Raw genomic sequence first — 15,533 nt, forward strand, 5'->3', positions numbered from 1 at the left:
TCCTCCGTCGTGCCGCTCCGCCTCAGTCCTCGAAGCCGACGAACACCGCCGCCTCGTCCACCGACTTGCGGCGCGAGACGACCGCGTTGGCCGGGAAGCTGTCGTCGGGGTAGCCCATGGCAATGCAGATCATGATCACCTGATCGTCCGGGATACCCGCATGCTCGCGCACCACGGGCGACTGCATGATGCCCTGGCTGTTGATGACGCAGCCCAGGCCCCGGGCCCAGGCGGCATTGACCAGGGCATTGGCGACCGCGCCGCAATCGAAGGGGGCGACGTCGCTGCCGTGGATCGACCGGTCGTAGGTGACGACGATCGACACCGGTGCGTCGAACTGGCGGAAGCCGCGCAGCACCCAGTCCGTGCGCTTGTCCTTGTCGTGCCGCTCGATGCCCATGGCAGCGAACAGCTGCTTGGCGATCTCGATCTGGCGCTCCCGGTGCGTGCCGCCATATTCGCCATGGGTGCGGAACTCGCGCGAATGCGGCACGCCCGCCAGGTTGCGCTCGGTGTTGCCGACGCGGATGCGGTCGAGCGGCGCGCCGGTGAGCACATAGAAGTTCCAGGGCTGCGTGTTCAGCGACGACGGCGCGCGCATGGCTGTCTCGATCACCTCCCGGATCACCGCCTTGGGCACGGGATCGGGCTTGTAGCCGCGGATGCTGCGGCGGCCATGGACGACTTCATCGAAGGTCGGGGCGGAGCTGGCGGATGTGGTCATGGGCGCTTGTCCTCTCCAGGCCGCGGCGTCGCGGTCGGGCCGGCGCCAGGCGGTTCGGACGCTGTGTAGCTCATGCGCGGCGTGGGGTTAAGCGCATCCGGCGGGCCGTCCCGGTGCCGGCCGCCGATGCCGAGATAGCTGGCGGCGACGCGTGGATCGCGCGCCAGCTCGGCCGCCGGGCCCTCCAGCGCCACGCGGCCGAGTTCCAGCACGTAGGCGCGGTCGGCGACAGCGAGCGCGGCGCGGGCGTTCTGCTCGACCAGGAGGATCGCGACGCCGCGTTCGCGCAGCTCGGCGACGATACGGAAGACGTCGCGCACGATCAGCGGCGCCAGGCCCAGGCTGGGCTCGTCGAGCATGAGCAGGCGCGGCCGGCCCATGAGCGCGCGGGCCAGCGCCAGCATCTGCCGCTCGCCGCCCGAGAGGGTGGCGGCCAGCTGGCTGCGCCGCTCGGCGAGGCGCGGGAATAGGGCGAACATCTCGTCCTGCGAGGCCCTGCGCTCATCGGCGCCGTGGCGGAACGCGCCGAGCGCCAGGTTGTCGGCGACCGTCATGGAGCCGAACAGCGCCCGGTGCTCCGGCACCAGGCAAAGGCCGCGGCCGACACGCTCGCCGATGGCAAAGGGCGCGACGGCCTCGCCAGCGAAGCGGACGGCGCCGCGCGACGGCAGGATGCCCATGATCGCCGAGAGCAGCGTGGTCTTGCCGGCGCCGTTGCGGCCGATGACGGTGACGATCTCGCCCGCGCCGACGGCGATCGAGACGTCACTCACCGCCTCGACCTGGCCGTAGGCGACCGAGAGCCCCCTGACCTCCAGGAGCAGTGGCGTGGTCATGCGTCGGCTCCGAGGTAGGCCTCCAGCACGGCCGGATCGGCCTGCACGTCGGCGGGCCTGCCGTGGGCGATCTCGCGGCCGAAATCCATGACGAACACGCGGTCGGCGAGGCCCATGACGAAGTCCATGTCGTGCTCCACCAGGAGCACCGCCATGCCGTCGCAGCGCAGCCGGTCGATGAGGCCGGCGAGCTCCTGCTTCTCCTCGAAGCGCAGCCCGGCGGCGGGTTCGTCGAGCAGCAGCAGGCAGGGATCGGCCGCGACGGCGCGGGCGATCTCCAGCAGCCGCTGCTGGCCGAGCGGCAGGCTGCCGGCCCGGTCGTCGCAGCGGGCGGCGAGCCCCACCCGCGCCAGTTGCCGGCGCGCCTCGGCGAGCAGCTGCGCCTCCTCGCGGCGGTCGAGGCGAAGCATGGCGGCGACGAGGCCCTTGCGGCCCCTGAGGTGGGCGCCGATGGCCGCGTTCTCCAGCACCGTCAGCTCGGGCAGCAGGCGCACGTGCTGGAAGGTGCGTGCCAGGCCGTGCCGCGCCATCGCCCGCGGGCTCGAGCCGGCGGCGAGCTGGCCGCGGAAGACGATGGTGCCCGCCGTCGGCCGGTCGACGCCGGAGAGCTGGTTGAACAGGGTCGACTTGCCGGCCCCGTTCGGCCCGATCACCGCCAGCACCTCGCCGGCGCGCACGGAGAGGCTGACGTCGTCGTTGGCGAGGAGGCCGCCGAAGCGGCGTGTGATGCCACGCGCGTCCAGGATCACCTCGCCCGGCCGGGGCTTGGCGCGCATCGGCAGGGGGGCTGCCGTATCGCCTGCCGCAGGCGATGGGGGGCGCGGCCGGCGCGCGCGGCGGGCGGCGCGGCGCACGGCGCTGGCGATGCCGTCGGGCATGTGCTGCATCAGCACGATGACGAGCAGGCCGAAGACGACGGCCTCGAAGTTGCCGGTGCGGCCCGCGAGATGCGGCAGCAGGTCTTGCAGCCATTCCTTGCTGAGGATGAACACGGCGGCGCCGACGACGGCACCCCAGATGGAGGCGGCACCGCCGATCAGCGCCATGAACAGGTATTCGATGCCGGCGCCGAGACTGAAGGGCGCCGGGCTGACGAAGCGCTGGGTGTAGGCGTAGAGCCAGCCGGCGATCGCCGCGAAGGCGGCCGCGATGAGGAACGCGGCCATCTTGGCGCGGACCACGTCGATGCCCATGGAGCGCGCCATGAGCTGGCCGCCCTTCAGCGCCCGGATGGCGCGGCCCTGACGGGAATCGAGCAGGTTGGCGGTGACGAGCAGGGCCGCAAGCAGCACGGCCCAGATCAGCCATAGCAGCCGCCCGCCGCTGTCGAAGCGCACGCCGAACAGGCTGAGCACCGGGATGCCGGACAGGCCGGTGTAGCCGCCCAGGCTGTCCGCGGTGCCGAACAGGAAGGCGATGGCGAGCCCCCAGGCGATGGTGCCGAGCGGCAGGTAGTGGCCGGCGAGGCGAAAGGTGACGGCGCCGAGCACGACGGCGACGGCGAGGGCCAGCGCCAGCCCGAGCGCCAGGCCGCCCCAGGGCGAGCCGCCGAGCCAGGCGAGCGCCGGTGGCAGCTCGACCACCGTGGCGAGGTAGGCGGCGGCGTAGGCGCCGATGCCGACGAAGGCCGCCTGGCCGAAGCTGGTGAGGCCGGCGATGCCGGTGAGCAGCACGAGCCCCAAGGTGACCAGCGCGGCGATGCCGATGTTGTTGGCGAGCGTGACCTGGAAGGGCGTCAGCAGCAGCGGCGCCACGCCGACGGCGGCGATCGCCGCGGCGGCAAGGCTCAGCCGCCTCACTCCTCGTCCTCCACGCCGGTGCGGGCAAGCGAGCGCCACAGCAGCACGGGGATGAGCAGGGTGAAGACGATGACCTCCTTGTAGGCCGAAGCCCAGAAGGTGGCGAAGGACTCCGCCTGGCCGACCACGAGCGCACCCAGCGCGGCGAGCGGATAGCTGGCGAGGCCGCCGATGAGAGCCCCGACGAAGCCCTTCAGGCTGATGATGAAGCCGGAGTCGAAATAGATGGTGATGATCGGCGCGATGAGGACGCCGGACAGCGCCCCGATGAAGGCGGCGACGGCGAGGCTGACCCGGCCGGCGAGGTCGGGCGAGATGCCGACCAGTTCGGCGCCCAGCCGGTCGACGGCGGTGGCGCGCAACGCCTTGCCGTAGAGGTGGCGCTCGAAGCCGACGTAGAGCAGCCCGACCAGCAGCGCCGACACGGCGACGACCCAGAGCGTCTGGCTCTGGATCAGCGCCGGGCCGACCGTGAACACCGCGTCGGAGAACGGCTCGGTGCGCGCGCCCTCCGGCCCGAAGATGAACAGCGCGATGCCGACGAGGGCGACATGGGCGGCAATCGAGATGACCAGCAGCACCAGCGCATGGGCCGCAGCCACCGGCTGGAAGCACACGCGGTAGAGGAGCGGGCCGAGCGGCACGATGAGCGCGATGGTGACCAGCGCCTGCACGGCGTGGCCCAGCGCTGCCAGCGGCAGCAGCATGGAGAGCGCGGTGGCCGCCGCCGCCCACGCGCAGAGCCACAGCGTCGGCCGGCTCACCGCCGGCCGTCGGCGCGCCCGGACGCTCGCGATGAGGTCCATGGCGACGGCCGCCAGGCAGAGCGCCCCCAGCAGCCAGCCGAGGCGCACCGGCCGGCCTTCCTGCATGGCCGCCATGGTCAGCGCCGCGAAGGAGACGAACTCGCCCTGCGGGATCAGCAGGATGCGGGTGACGGAGAAGACCAGCAGGATGGCGAGGGCGAGCAGGGCATAGACGGCACCGCTGGTGATGCCGCTCTGCCCGAGCAGCATGGCCACTTGCAGGTTCAAGCGCGCGGCTCCGGCGGAGGCTCCGCGTTGCCGCTCACTTCACCAGGGCCCACTTGCCGTCCTTGACGGTGATGATGTGCAGGCCACGCTGGTCGAAGCCGCTGTGGTCGGCGGGGCTCATGGTGTAGACGCCCTGGGTGCCCGGCAGCTCCCTGGTCTCCTCCAGCGCCGTGCGCAGGGCGGCGCGGAACTCGGCCGTGCCGGGCTTGCCGGCCTTCAGCGCCTCCGGAATGGCGCGCTCGAGCAGGAGCCCCGCATCGAAGACGTTGGCACCGAACGTCGCCGGCACCGTGCCATAGAGCTTTTTGTAGCGGGCGATGTAGTCGGCAGCGATGGGCTTGGAGACGTCGGTGCCGGGCAACTCGTCGATCACCAGCATGCCGCCGGCGGCGAGGATCGTGCCCTCCACCTTCTTGCCGCCGAGCTTGAGATAGTCGGGCAGCGCCGCGCCGTGGGTCTGGTAATATTTGCCGCGGTAGCCCAGATCGTACAGCGTCGTCTGCGGCAGCACCGAAGAGCTGCCGGGGGCGGCGATCAGCACCGCGTCGGGCTTGGCGGCGATGAGCTTGAGCCCCTGCGCGGTCAGCGCGGTATCCTGGCGCTGGAAGCGCTCGCTGGCGACGACCTGGATGCCTTTCTTGGCAGCGCCCTCGCTGAACACCTTGAGCCAGTTGTCACCGTAGGGGTCGGCGGTGCCGATGACACCCACGGTCTTGACGCCGGTCTCGGCCATCTGGTCGAGCAGCGCCGCCGCCACCAGGCCGTCGTTCTGGGTGGTCTTGAACACCCACTTCTTCTTGTCGTCCATGGGCAGGATGACGGCGGCCGTGCCGACCGGCGCCAGCATCGGCACGCCAGCCTCGGCGACGAAGGGGATCACGCCGAGCGCGTTGGGCGAGCCCGGGGGGCCGATGATAGCGTCGACCTTGTCCTCGGTGATCAGCTTCTTGAAGGCCGTGACCGAGGCGGTCGGATCGCTCGCGTCGTCATAGAGGATGTAGTCGATGGCCTGGCCGCCGGCCTTGGTCGGCAGCAGCGCCACCGTGTTCTTCTGCGGGATGCCGACCAGCGCGATCGGCCCCGAGGCGGAGGTGACGACGCCGACCTTGACGTTGAGCGGGGCCTGGGCCTGGACGGCAGTGGCCAAGAGCACGCTGGCGAGCAGCGACAGAACGAGGCGATGCGCGGACACGCGGGCTCTCCCTTGCGAAACGGACCCAAACAAAGCCGCTATAGTTTGCCGCTTGCCGCCGGTCCGACCAAGGGAAGTTTAGTCAAGAAGATGGATGGCCGGGTCAAGCCCGGTCATGACGCTGGAAGGAGCGCGCCCACCTTCATGCCGTCATGGCCGGGCTTGACCCGGCCATCCAGCCGCAAAGACCCCCCATACCTAGCGCGCCGACTTCGCCAGGAAGCTTTCGACGTTGGCGCGGAAGGCGGGGGTGGCCATGCAGCGCACCATCTGCTCCATCTCGGCGTCGAGCTGCGCGGCGAAGGGGGTGTTCGCCGACTGCTGGATCAGCGCCTTGGTGGCGGCAATGGCCGTCGGTGCGGTGCGAGCGACGCGCTCGGCGAGCGTGCGTGTCGCCGCCTCCAATTCGGCCGCCGGCACCACCTTGTTGACCAGGCCCGCCTGGAAGGCCTGTTCGGCGGTCAGCCCGTCCTCGGCCAGGAACAGGGCGAGCGCGCGGCGGGCGCCGATGCGCTCGACCACGCCGATCGAGCCGCCGCCGTCGGGCGAGACGCCGAGCTTGGCGTAGGCCGGCACGAACTTGGCGTTCTCAGCCGCGATGCAGAGGTCGCCCAGCAGCGCGAGCGAGAAGCCGGCGCCGGCGGCCGAGCCGTGCACGCTGGTGATGACCAGCCGCGGCCCTTCACGTAGCGCCACGAGGAAGCGGTGCAATTCGCCCAGGAGGTCGCGGACCATCGGCTCGAGCGCGTCGATGTTCGCCGCGAAGGTGCGGATGTCGCCGCCGGCGCAGAAGGTGGGGCCCGCACCACGCAGGATGACGACGCGCACGTCGTCCCTCGCCGCCAGCTCATCGCCGATGCCGGCCAGCGCCGCGGCGAGTGTCGCGTCGATGGCGTTGTAGGCTTCGGGCCGGTTGAGCGTGATGGTGGCGATCCGCCCGTCGATATCCAGCAAAGCAGCCGCAGGACCCGTCATATCAGCAGCCCTCCGCCGCAGACCACGACCTGGCCGCTAATGTAGTCGGATTCCGGCGAGCAGAACAGGTAGACGGCATTGGCCGCCTCCTCGGGCTTGCCGGCGCGGCCGAGCGGGATCATGCGCGCCATCGTATCGAGCATCTGCGACTGGACGCCGACCTTGATCTCGCGACCATCGACGTCGATGGTCTTCTGCGGCTGCTGCTGCTCGATCGCCTGGGTCAGCCGCGTCTCGATGAGGCCGAAGGCGACGCAATTGACGTTGACCTTGTAGCGCCCCCACTCCTTGCACATGGTCCGCGTCAGGCCGATGAGCGAGGCCTTGGCCGAGGAGTAGCTGGCCTGGCCGGCGTTGCCGTAGAGGCCCGCGATCGAGGAGATGTTGACCACCTTGCGGAACACCTCCTGGCCGGCCTCGGCCTCCTTGCGCGAGAACGCCCGGATCGGCTCGGAGGCTGCCCGCAGCAGGCGGAAGGGCGCCACCAGGTGCACGTCGACCATGGCCTGGAACATGTCGTCGGTCATTTTCTGGACCGTGGCGTCCCAGGTGTAGCCGGCGTTGTTGACGATGATGTCGAGGCCGCCGAAGGCCTCGATGCCGGCGTTGACGAAGCGGTCGGCGAAGCCCGCCTCGGTGACGCTGCCGTTGACGGCGATGGCCTTGCCGCCACCGTCCTTGATCTCGGCGGCGACCGCGTCGCCCGGCTCCGCATCGAGGTCGTTGACCACGACGCTGGCGCCCTCGGAGGCAAGCTTGAGGGCGATGGCGCGGCCGATGCCGCGCCCAGAGCCGGTGACCAGGGCAACCTTGCCCGTCAGCTTAGCCATGCGCCTTCTCCCAGCCATCGAGCCCCGCGGTCGCCTCGCCTTGCAGCTTCACCTCGCCGTTCTGGTCCTTGGCGATGAGCGCGATCCTGGCGCGCCGCTCGCCGCCCTCCTCGACGATGCCGGTCACTTCACCCTCGGCGGTAATCTCGGCGCCGACCTGCGTGATGGCGACGAAGCGCACGGTGTAGGAGCGCACCGCCGCCTGCGGCACGACGTTGGTGAGGGCGCGGCCGAGCCGCGACATCACCAGCATGCCGTGGGAGAACACGTCGGGGAAGCCGAACGCCTTGGCGAAGTCGCTGTCCACGTGGATCGGATTGTGGTCGCCGGAGGCGCCGCAATAGAGTGCCAGCGTGTGACGGGTGATGGGGCCGAAGCGCTCCTCGATGATGCGCTTGCCGACGAGCCCTTCGGCGGTGGCCTGGACGGACTCGCTCATTGGCCGGCTCCCGGATTGCGCACGACGGTGGTGCCGGTGAGGTCGGCGACGTGCTCGCCCGCCCCGTTCTCGACCCGCGTTTCCTGGGCGATGATGGTCATCGCCCCACCCTTCTTGTCGGCCATGTCGACGATGCGGGTGGTGAAGGTGAGCTCGTCGCCCACATAGACCGGCTTGTGGTAGCGAAAGCCCTGCTCGCCGTGCAGCAGCCGGCCGACGTCGACACCGAGGTCCTCGGTCAGCGCAAAGGGCCGCTCCGCGTCCATCATCTGCAGGCAGAACAGATAGGTGGGTGGGACCGGGATGTCGCGGAAGCCGGCGGCCTGAGCCGCCGCCTTGTCGTGATAGATGGCGCCCTCCTCGCCGATGGCCTTGAGGAAGAAGCGCAGGCGCTTGGGCTCCACCGTGGCGCGGGTCGCGGGCCGCGTCTGGCCGACGATCGATCTGTCGAGCATGGGATCAGGCCCTCTCGTAGAGTGTCACGACGCAGGCGCCGCCGAGACCCAGGTTGTGCTGCAGGGCGATGCGGGCGTTCTCGACCTGGCGGGGACCGCCCTGGCCGCGCAGCTGCCAGACCAGCTCGGCGCATTGGGCAAGGCCGGTGGCGCCGAGCGGATGGCCCTTGGACAGGAGGCCGCCGGAGGGATTGGTGACGACGCGGCCGCCATAGGTGTTGTCGCCGTCCCAGATGAACTTCTCGGCCGTCCCCTCCGGGGTCAGGCGCAAGCCTTCGTAGGTCAAGATCTCGTTGGCGGTGAAGCAGTCGTGCAGTTCGACCACGTCCACGTCCTCCGGCGCGATCCCGGAATCGGCGTAGACCTTGTCGGCCGCCGCCGCGGTGAGGTCGAAGCCCACCACCTTCATCATGCTCTTCTCGGTGAAGGTGGAGGGAAAGTCGGTTGTCATGGCCTGGGCCCGGATCGTCACGTCGGCCTTGAGGCCGCGACGCTTGGCGAACTCCTCCGACACCAGGATCGCCGCCGCGGCGCCGCACGTGGGCGGGCAGCACTGGAGGCGGGTGAGCGGCCCGTACATCGGGGTCGAGGCCATGACCTCCTCGACGGTGACCGGCTTGCGGAAGATCGCCTTGTCGTTGTGCTCGGCGTGGCGGCGGGCTTTCACCGAGATCTTGGCGAAGGTCTCCGTCTTGGCGCCGTAGCGCTTCTGATATTCGGCGCCGGCACCGCCGAACACCTTGATCGCCATCGGGGCGTCGATGTTCTGCGAACCCTCGTTGGCGATCTCGACGAAGCGCCCGAGCGGGCTCGGCCGGTCGTTGTAGATGTCACCGAGCGCTCCCGGCACCATCTGCTCGAAGCCGAGCGCGATGGCGCAGTCGACGATGCCCGCCTCGATCGCCTGGCGCGCCAGGTAGAGCGCGCTCGACCCGGTGGAGCAGTTGTTGTTGACGTTGATGACCGGTATGCCGGTCATGCCGACCCGGTAGAGCGCCGCCTGGCCGCTGGTGGAATCGCCGTAGACGAAGCCGACATAGGCCTGCTCGACGTCGGCGTAGGAGAGCCCCGCGTCCTCCAGCGCCATGCGGGCCGCCGTGGAGCCCATCTCGTCGTAGTTGGCACTGGTGCCCGGCTTGACGAAGGGGATCATGCCGACCCCCGCGACTTTGACCCGTTGAGCCATCTCGTCCTCCCTGCCTGCCGCGTCGGAGAGCTTTACAAACGCTTTCCGATCGGTCAGTCTTTCCATGACTCATCGGTAACTTTAGCGCCCAGGCGCGTCAAGAGGCAGGGATGCGAGGACGTTCCGGATCGGCCCACAAGCTGGCGCCGACGACCGACGCCGATTCACCGTGGCGGCCGTTCGAGGACCGCCGCCGCGACCGCGACGTGAAGCGCGACGCGGTGCTGCGGACCGCGGCGCAGCTGTTCCTCGAGCTCGGCTACGACCGCACCTCGCTGGCGGAGGTGGCCGAGCGGCTGAACATCACCAAGCCGGCACTCTACAACTACTTCGGCAGCAAGGAAGAGATTCTGGCCGAGTGCTACCGCCTGGGCCAGGAGATGAGCCAGGCGAGCCTCACTGCCATCGCCGCGATGCCGGGGACCGGCCTGGAGCGCGTGGGGGCGCTGATCCGCGACTACGCCGAGATCATGACGCGGGACTTCGGGCAGTGCCTGGTGCGCGTCGACGACCGGGTGCTGTCGCCCGACTCCCGGCGCCACGTGCGGGCCGGCAAGCGCTTGATCGACCAAGGCTTCCGCCGCTTCATCAGCGAGGGCGTGGCCGACGGCTCGATCCTGCCGTGCGACGTCAAGGTCGCCGCCTTCACCGTGGCCGGCGCGCTCAACTGGATCGGCCATTGGTACCGCCCCGGCGGCGAGCTCGAGCCGCAGCAACTGGGTGAGGAGTTCGCCCGGCGACTGACGATGGGGCTGGCCGCCGCACCGCAGCCGGAGCCCGCACCGGCCAGGCGGCGGCGCCGGCCGCCGGAGGCCGGTGACGAGCCCGGCGGAGCGGCGCCCAAGAAGAGGCGCAAAGCCCTCTGACCACCAAACCAGGGAGGAATTGATGAACATCACCCAAGGATTGCGGCGGGCGCTGCAGATGAAGGCCGGCGGCATCGCCGTGCTGGAGGGCGACAAGTCCTGGACCTGGGGCGAGGTGGGCGCGCGCGTGGCGCGCCTCGCCGGCGCCCTGCACGGGCTGGGCATCGGCGACGGCGACCGCGTCGCCGTGCTGGCAATGAACAGCGCGCGCTATCTGGAGCTCTACCTCGGCACCGCGTGGGCCGGCGGCGTCATCGTGCCGCTCAACATCCGCTGGAGCGTGCTGGAGAATACCGACGCCCTACAGGACAGCGGCGCCAAGGTCCTGTTCGTGGATCAAGCCTTCATGGAAGCGGGCCAGGCTCTCGCCCAGGCGTTGCCCGACGTGCGCCTCGTCTACGCCGACGACGGCACCGCGCCGGCCGGCATGGCCGACTACGAGGCGCTGCTGGCGGCAGCGACCCCGGTTGCCGATGCCATGCGCGGCCGCGACGACCTGGCCGGCATCTTCTACACCGGCGGCACCACCGGCCGGTCCAAGGGCGTGATGCTGAGCCACGGCAATCTGGTGACGGATTCCCTGCATGCGCTGGCGGAGGGGATGTTCAGCCCCACGGGCACCTACCTGCACGCCGCGCCCATGTTCCACCTGGCCAACGGGGCGGCCATGTACGCCATGCTGTTGGGCGCCGGCACCAATGTCATCGTCCGCGCCTTCAGCCCGGAGGCGGTGATGGACGCCATTGCGCGCCACCGCGTCACGCAGGTGCTGCTGGTGCCGACGATGGTCCAGATGCTGGTCGATCATCCCGCCATGGGCAGCCGCGACCTGTCGTCGCTCGAGCGCATCCTCTACGGCGCCTCGCCGATGTCCGAGGCGGTGCTCGACCGGACGGCCGCGGCCCTGCCGCACGTGGAGTTCATGCAGGCCTACGGCATGACCGAGCTGTCGCCGATTGCCACGTTGCTGCCGCCCGAGGAGCACGTGGCCGGCCGCGCCAAGGGGCGGCACCGTTCCGCCGGCCGGGCGGCCATCGGCGTCGACGTGCGCATCGTCGACGAGGATGACAACGAGGTGCCGCGCGGCACCATCGGCGAGATCGTGGCGCGCGGCGCCAACGTGATGATGGGCTACTGGAACCGGCCGGAGGAGACGGCCAAGGCCGTTGTCGACGGCTGGATGCACACCGGCGACGGCGGCTACATGGACGAGGACGGCTTCGTCTACGTGGTCGACCGCATCAAGGACATGATCATCTCTGGCGGCGAGAACATCTACTCGACCGAGGTGGAGAACACGGTCGCGCAATACCCCGGCGTGCTTCAGTGCGCCGTCATCGGCATCCCCGACGAGCGCTGGGGCGAGGCGGTGCACGCCATCATCGTCGTGCGACCGGACGCCGAGATCGACCCGGCCCAGGTCATCGCCTTCTGCAAGGAACGCATCGCCGGTTACAAATGCCCGCGCAGCGTCGAGGCCCGCACCGAGCCGCTGCCCATGTCGGGGGCCGGCAAGATCCTGAAGCGCGACCTGCGCCAGCCGTTCTGGCAGGACCGGAACCGCCGCGTCGCCTGAGCCCGGCAAGGTGCCCGCATCAGCGTCATGGCCGGGCTTGACCCGGCCATCCATCCGCTGAGAAACGTGGCGTCGGGTCAGCCCTGAAGCTGGATCTTATTGGATTGATGGATGGCCGGATCGACTCCGGCCATGACGGCAGGGCGCGATTCGCCCTCGTCGCGCCGCGAGGCGCTTTGCAAGTCGCGCTCCATCTGGCAAAGGCTCCACGCCACCGGAGCTCAGATTCCATGGATCGCACCACGGCGCTCGTGCTGCCCGTCGTCATGTTGATGGCCTCGAACGTGTTCATGACGTTCGCCTGGTACGGCCATCTCCGCTTCACCGAGCGGCCGTTGTGGCTGGTGATCGTGGCGAGCTGGGCCATCGCCTTCGCCGAATATTGCCTCGCGGTGCCCGCCAATCGCATCGGCTACGCCGTCTACAGCGCCGCCGAATTGAAGACGATGCAGGAGGTCATCACCCTCGTCGTCTTCGCCGGCTTTTCGGTGCTGTTCCTCAAGGAAAGCCTCACCATCAATCACGCCATCGGCTTCGCCTTCATCATGCTCGGCGCCTTCTTCGTCTTCAAAGGGCCGCTGGGCTGATGGCGCGGGGTGACCGCCGACGCAATTCATCGCGGCGCAAGGCGCGGCAATAGGAGTTGGAGCTCTTCTATCCGGACAGAGATTGAATTCGACCGGATAGAGATGCTCTCGAGACCCGCATGACCATCATCGAGCACCTCTTCGCCACGCCGATCTACCGCGCCGAACTCGCCGGCGACGGCGGCCCGTCCGCCCTCGTCGCCGAGCTCGACGCCGCCTGCCGCTCCGTCGCCGTGGACGACGAGGCCGGGCAGCGCTGGTGCGCCAGGAACGGCTACCCCGGCTACACCTCCTACGCCTCGCTCGACGACCTGCCTTGGCGCCTCCCGGTGTTCGGCCGGCTCGTCAAGCAAATCGACCGGCACGTCGCCGCCTTCACCAAGGCGCTCGAGTTCGATCTCTCCGGCGGCAAGCTCGTGTGCGACTCGCTCTGGATCAACGTGCTGCCGCCGGGCGGTGTGCACACCTCCCACATCCACCCGCATGCGGTGGTGAGCGGCACTTTCTATGTCGCCATTCCACCCGGCGCGAGCGCGCTCAAATTCGAGGACCCACGGCTCGGCTTCATGATGGCGGCCCCGCCGAGGAAGCGGAAGGCTGCGCAACAGAACCGGCAGTTCGTCTCGATCGCTCCGGCGCCCGGCACGCTGCTTTTGTGGGAGAGCTGGTTACGCCACGAGGTGCCGCTGAACGAGGCGGACGAGGAGCGCATCAGCGTGAGCTTCAACTACGCCTGGAAGGACGGCGGCGAGCGCCGACGCGGCAAGGGCGCCTGACGTCGCTGTCCGCAGGCCTGCTGATCACCCGCCCTGCGCCAGCGTGACGGAGAAGCCGAAGCTGCGACTCTGCGTCGGCGCGACCTCGACGATGCCGGGTTTGGCGAACAGATCCGCCGGCTTCTGATCGGCGCCCGCGGGCCGGGCATCGTCGGCGTAACCCTGCCACGGCTCAATGCAGATGTAGGGGGCGCCGGCTCCCGGTTTGGTCCAGATCCCGAGGCTCGTCATCTCCGGGAAGTCCACGACGAGGGACGGCCCTCCCGGCGCACCATAGACGATGCGGCGGCTCGCCGTCTGCTTGAAGACGAGGGCCCCCGCGGCGAGCAGCGCGTCGGAGAGCGGCAACGTGCGGCCGATGACCGGGTTCGGCTCGGGCCGGGTCAACAGACCGTCCGCGTCTGGACGGACGACCGGCGCCGTCTCGTCCCTGTCGAAGGTGAGGGTGTGGGCGGCGCGCTCCGCGCCGTAGGGCAGCGGCCAGCAGAAGGCCGGATGGAAACCCAGCGAGAACGGCAGGGGCTTGCGGCCGGTGTTGGTCACGCTCGCGGTGACAGAGAGGGTGGAACCCGCCAGCGCGTAGGTGACATCCAGGCGGAACGGGAACGGATACACCGCCCGCGTCGCCTCGCTTTCGGTCAGCCGCAGGGTGGCCTGGTCGGAATGGCGCTCGACCAGGCTGAACTCGCTGCGGCGGGCAAAGCCATGCTGCGGGAGACGGTAGACTTCTCGACCGATGCGGTAGGCCCCGCCGGCCAGCGCGCCGACGATGGGGAACAGAAGTGGCGCATGCCCGCTCCACACGGCGGGATCCCCGTTCCAGAGCAGATCGCGGCCGTCGCCGTCCCGCAGCACGACCATTTCGGCGCCGAGCGTGGCGACCTCCACGAACAGACCATCGGATTTGATCGAGATGCGATCGTCGTTGCTCGCCTGCATCGGATGTCACTCGCAGTGTGGAGTTGAACCAGTCGATCACTTCCCCGCCAGCGCCGGTCGCACCGCCGGCGTGCGCCGGAGCGTCATCGTCGCGGCGAGCACGATCAGCCCGCCAGCGAACAGCAACAGCCAGATCGGGACGGCCATGGTGAGCAGCGCTGCGGCGAGGCCGGCCACGAAGAAAGCCAGCGCCGTCATCGCCGCGCCGATGCCGAGCGCCCAGCCCTGCTCATCGGCCGAGGCGGAATCGCTGATCAAGGCGAGCAGGCCGACGAAGGCCGGCAGGTTGGCGGCTGCGACGATGAACGCCAGCGCCCATTGCACGTGGACCGGCAGCGGCGCCGCGGCAACGAGGATGCCGATGCCGCAGGCCCAGCAGCCGATGGCGGCCACCCGCCTCTCGTCCTTCAACCGTGCCGCCAGCCCATTATAGACAACGGTCGTGCCGATGACGAAGCCAAGCCCCACGGTCCCCGAGAATAGGCCGAGCTCGAGCGAGGACAAGCCGTAGACCCGCTGCATGATGACCAGGATGTAGATGTAGTAGAGCGCAAAGCCGAGTTGGAACAACAGGAACGTCAGCGCCAGCGGACCGATGACGGGATGGCGCAACGCCCGCACGAAGAGCTCGACGGGGCGCCGCCAGCTCAACCGCAGTGGCCGCAGCACCCCGTCAGCCAGCGGCGCCAGGCCGATGAGCGCCAGCGCCGCGAGGCACAGCACCAGCGCAAAGGCCAGTGGCGCGCGCAGGTCCAGATGGCTCAGCGCGCCGCCCGCCATCGGCCCGACCACCAGCCCGACGCAATTCACGAACACCACCATCGACAGATCCCGACCGCGCTCTTCGTCCGTCGACCTGTCCATCATCGCCGCCTGGGCGATGGGGCCGGTTCCCGCCATCAGTCCCGACATGAGTCGGCCGGCGAGGAAGAGGAGGAGCTCCCGCGTCTCCACCGCGAGCCACATCAACGCGTAGGCGACGGCAAGGCCAGCCATGCAGAGCATCAGCGTGCGCTTGCGCCCGAACGCATCCGACAGGTCGCCGAGCAGGCTCGCGCCGAAGAACATGCCAAGGGGGAATAACGAGAACGCGAGCGACAGATAAACCTCGCGCAGGGCCGGCCGGTAGATGCCGACCACCGCCGGATCGTGGAAGAGCGCCACGATGACCGGATACATCAGCCCGAACGAGAAAATGTCGATGAAGACCGCCGCGAACAGCGGCAGCATGGCCTTGATACGCGGATCAAACATCTCGTGGCCCCCGCCGGTGCGCGCAAGGTGCCCGTTCCGGGGAGCGGCGTCAAAGCGGCCGGCCC

General features: G+C 69.6%; 16 protein-coding genes. 4 read left to right on the forward strand and 12 right to left on the reverse strand.

Translation table 11 applies throughout. The features are described from left to right. Positions 1 to 22: 22 nt before the first annotated feature. The 10 genes from IEW34_RS22445 to IEW34_RS22490 all read right to left on the reverse strand — a co-directional run bounded on the left by IEW34_RS22445 (position 23) and on the right by IEW34_RS22490 (position 9,470). Complete coding sequence (locus IEW34_RS22445; RefSeq protein WP_188611438.1) at positions 23 to 724, reverse strand: nitroreductase; 702 nt, start codon at positions 722 to 724, stop codon at positions 23 to 25. Continuing rightward, on the reverse strand, positions 721 to 1,560 hold the full coding sequence (locus IEW34_RS22450; RefSeq protein WP_188611439.1) for an ABC transporter ATP-binding protein: 840 nt from the start codon (positions 1,558 to 1,560) through the stop codon (positions 721 to 723). The genes IEW34_RS22445 and IEW34_RS22450 overlap by 4 nt, the downstream gene beginning before the upstream one ends. After that, positions 1,557 to 3,359: a branched-chain amino acid ABC transporter ATP-binding protein/permease gene (locus IEW34_RS22455; protein ID WP_188611440.1), complete on the reverse strand. Its 1,803-nt coding sequence runs from the start codon at positions 3,357 to 3,359 to the stop codon at positions 1,557 to 1,559. Before IEW34_RS22455 ends, IEW34_RS22450 begins: the two co-directional genes overlap by 4 nt. Next, positions 3,356 to 4,393 (reverse strand): branched-chain amino acid ABC transporter permease, encoded by a 1,038-nt coding sequence (locus IEW34_RS22460; protein ID WP_188611441.1) that lies wholly within the window; start codon positions 4,391 to 4,393, stop codon positions 3,356 to 3,358. The genes IEW34_RS22455 and IEW34_RS22460 overlap by 4 nt, the downstream gene beginning before the upstream one ends. A gap of 34 nt (positions 4,394 to 4,427) precedes the next feature. After that, the gene (locus IEW34_RS22465) at positions 4,428 to 5,585 is read right to left on the reverse strand and encodes an ABC transporter substrate-binding protein (protein ID WP_188611442.1); all 1,158 of its coding nucleotides are present in this window, start codon (positions 5,583 to 5,585) and stop codon (positions 4,428 to 4,430) included. Positions 5,586 to 5,783: 198 nt separating this feature from the next. Then, complete coding sequence (locus IEW34_RS22470; RefSeq protein ID WP_188611443.1) at positions 5,784 to 6,560, reverse strand: enoyl-CoA hydratase/isomerase family protein; 777 nt, start codon at positions 6,558 to 6,560, stop codon at positions 5,784 to 5,786. Beyond that, complete coding sequence (locus tag IEW34_RS22475) at positions 6,557 to 7,390, reverse strand: SDR family NAD(P)-dependent oxidoreductase (RefSeq protein ID WP_188611444.1); 834 nt, start codon at positions 7,388 to 7,390, stop codon at positions 6,557 to 6,559. The genes IEW34_RS22470 and IEW34_RS22475 overlap by 4 nt, the downstream gene beginning before the upstream one ends. After that, on the reverse strand, positions 7,383 to 7,829 hold the full coding sequence (locus tag IEW34_RS22480; protein WP_188611445.1) for a MaoC/PaaZ C-terminal domain-containing protein: 447 nt from the start codon (positions 7,827 to 7,829) through the stop codon (positions 7,383 to 7,385). The genes IEW34_RS22475 and IEW34_RS22480 overlap by 8 nt, the downstream gene beginning before the upstream one ends. Further along, a complete protein-coding gene (locus IEW34_RS22485; protein ID WP_188611446.1) occupies positions 7,826 to 8,284 on the reverse strand; it encodes a MaoC family dehydratase N-terminal domain-containing protein in 459 nt (152 codons plus the stop codon). The genes IEW34_RS22480 and IEW34_RS22485 overlap by 4 nt, the downstream gene beginning before the upstream one ends. 4 nt (positions 8,285 to 8,288) lie before the next feature. After that, positions 8,289 to 9,470: a lipid-transfer protein gene (locus tag IEW34_RS22490; protein ID WP_188611447.1), complete on the reverse strand. Its 1,182-nt coding sequence runs from the start codon at positions 9,468 to 9,470 to the stop codon at positions 8,289 to 8,291. 110 nt (positions 9,471 to 9,580) lie between these two features. On the opposite strand from IEW34_RS22490, the gene IEW34_RS22495 reads away from it, so the two are divergent. The 4 genes from IEW34_RS22495 to IEW34_RS22510 all read left to right on the forward strand — a co-directional run bounded on the left by IEW34_RS22495 (position 9,581) and on the right by IEW34_RS22510 (position 13,275). Further along, the gene (locus IEW34_RS22495; protein WP_188611448.1) at positions 9,581 to 10,336 is read left to right on the forward strand and encodes a TetR/AcrR family transcriptional regulator; all 756 of its coding nucleotides are present in this window, start codon (positions 9,581 to 9,583) and stop codon (positions 10,334 to 10,336) included. Between the two features lie 22 nt (positions 10,337 to 10,358). Then, positions 10,359 to 11,912, forward strand: a complete 1,554-nt coding sequence (locus IEW34_RS22500; RefSeq protein ID WP_188611449.1) for a long-chain-fatty-acid--CoA ligase — start codon at positions 10,359 to 10,361, stop codon at positions 11,910 to 11,912. Positions 11,913 to 12,142: 230 nt separating this feature from the next. Further along, the gene (locus IEW34_RS22505) at positions 12,143 to 12,499 is read left to right on the forward strand and encodes a DMT family protein (RefSeq protein WP_188611450.1); all 357 of its coding nucleotides are present in this window, start codon (positions 12,143 to 12,145) and stop codon (positions 12,497 to 12,499) included. 119 nt (positions 12,500 to 12,618) lie between these two features. Beyond that, positions 12,619 to 13,275, forward strand: a complete 657-nt coding sequence (locus IEW34_RS22510; protein ID WP_188611451.1) for a TIGR02466 family protein — start codon at positions 12,619 to 12,621, stop codon at positions 13,273 to 13,275. A 24-nt stretch (positions 13,276 to 13,299) separates the two neighbouring features. Here the strand turns inward: IEW34_RS22510 and IEW34_RS22515 are convergent, their stop codons facing one another. Together IEW34_RS22515 and IEW34_RS22520 are read right to left on the reverse strand one after the other, a co-directional pair. After that, positions 13,300 to 14,214 (reverse strand): aldose 1-epimerase family protein, encoded by a 915-nt coding sequence (locus tag IEW34_RS22515; protein ID WP_188611452.1) that lies wholly within the window; start codon positions 14,212 to 14,214, stop codon positions 13,300 to 13,302. A gap of 36 nt (positions 14,215 to 14,250) precedes the next feature. Next, positions 14,251 to 15,468: an MFS transporter gene (locus IEW34_RS22520; protein ID WP_188611453.1), complete on the reverse strand. Its 1,218-nt coding sequence runs from the start codon at positions 15,466 to 15,468 to the stop codon at positions 14,251 to 14,253. Between the last annotated feature and the right edge of the window lie 65 nt (positions 15,469 to 15,533).

Origin of the sequence: Chelatococcus reniformis (genome assembly GCF_014640075.1) — a bacterium.
In the GTDB taxonomy this organism is placed as follows: Bacteria; Pseudomonadota; Alphaproteobacteria; order Rhizobiales; family Beijerinckiaceae; genus Camelimonas; species Camelimonas reniformis.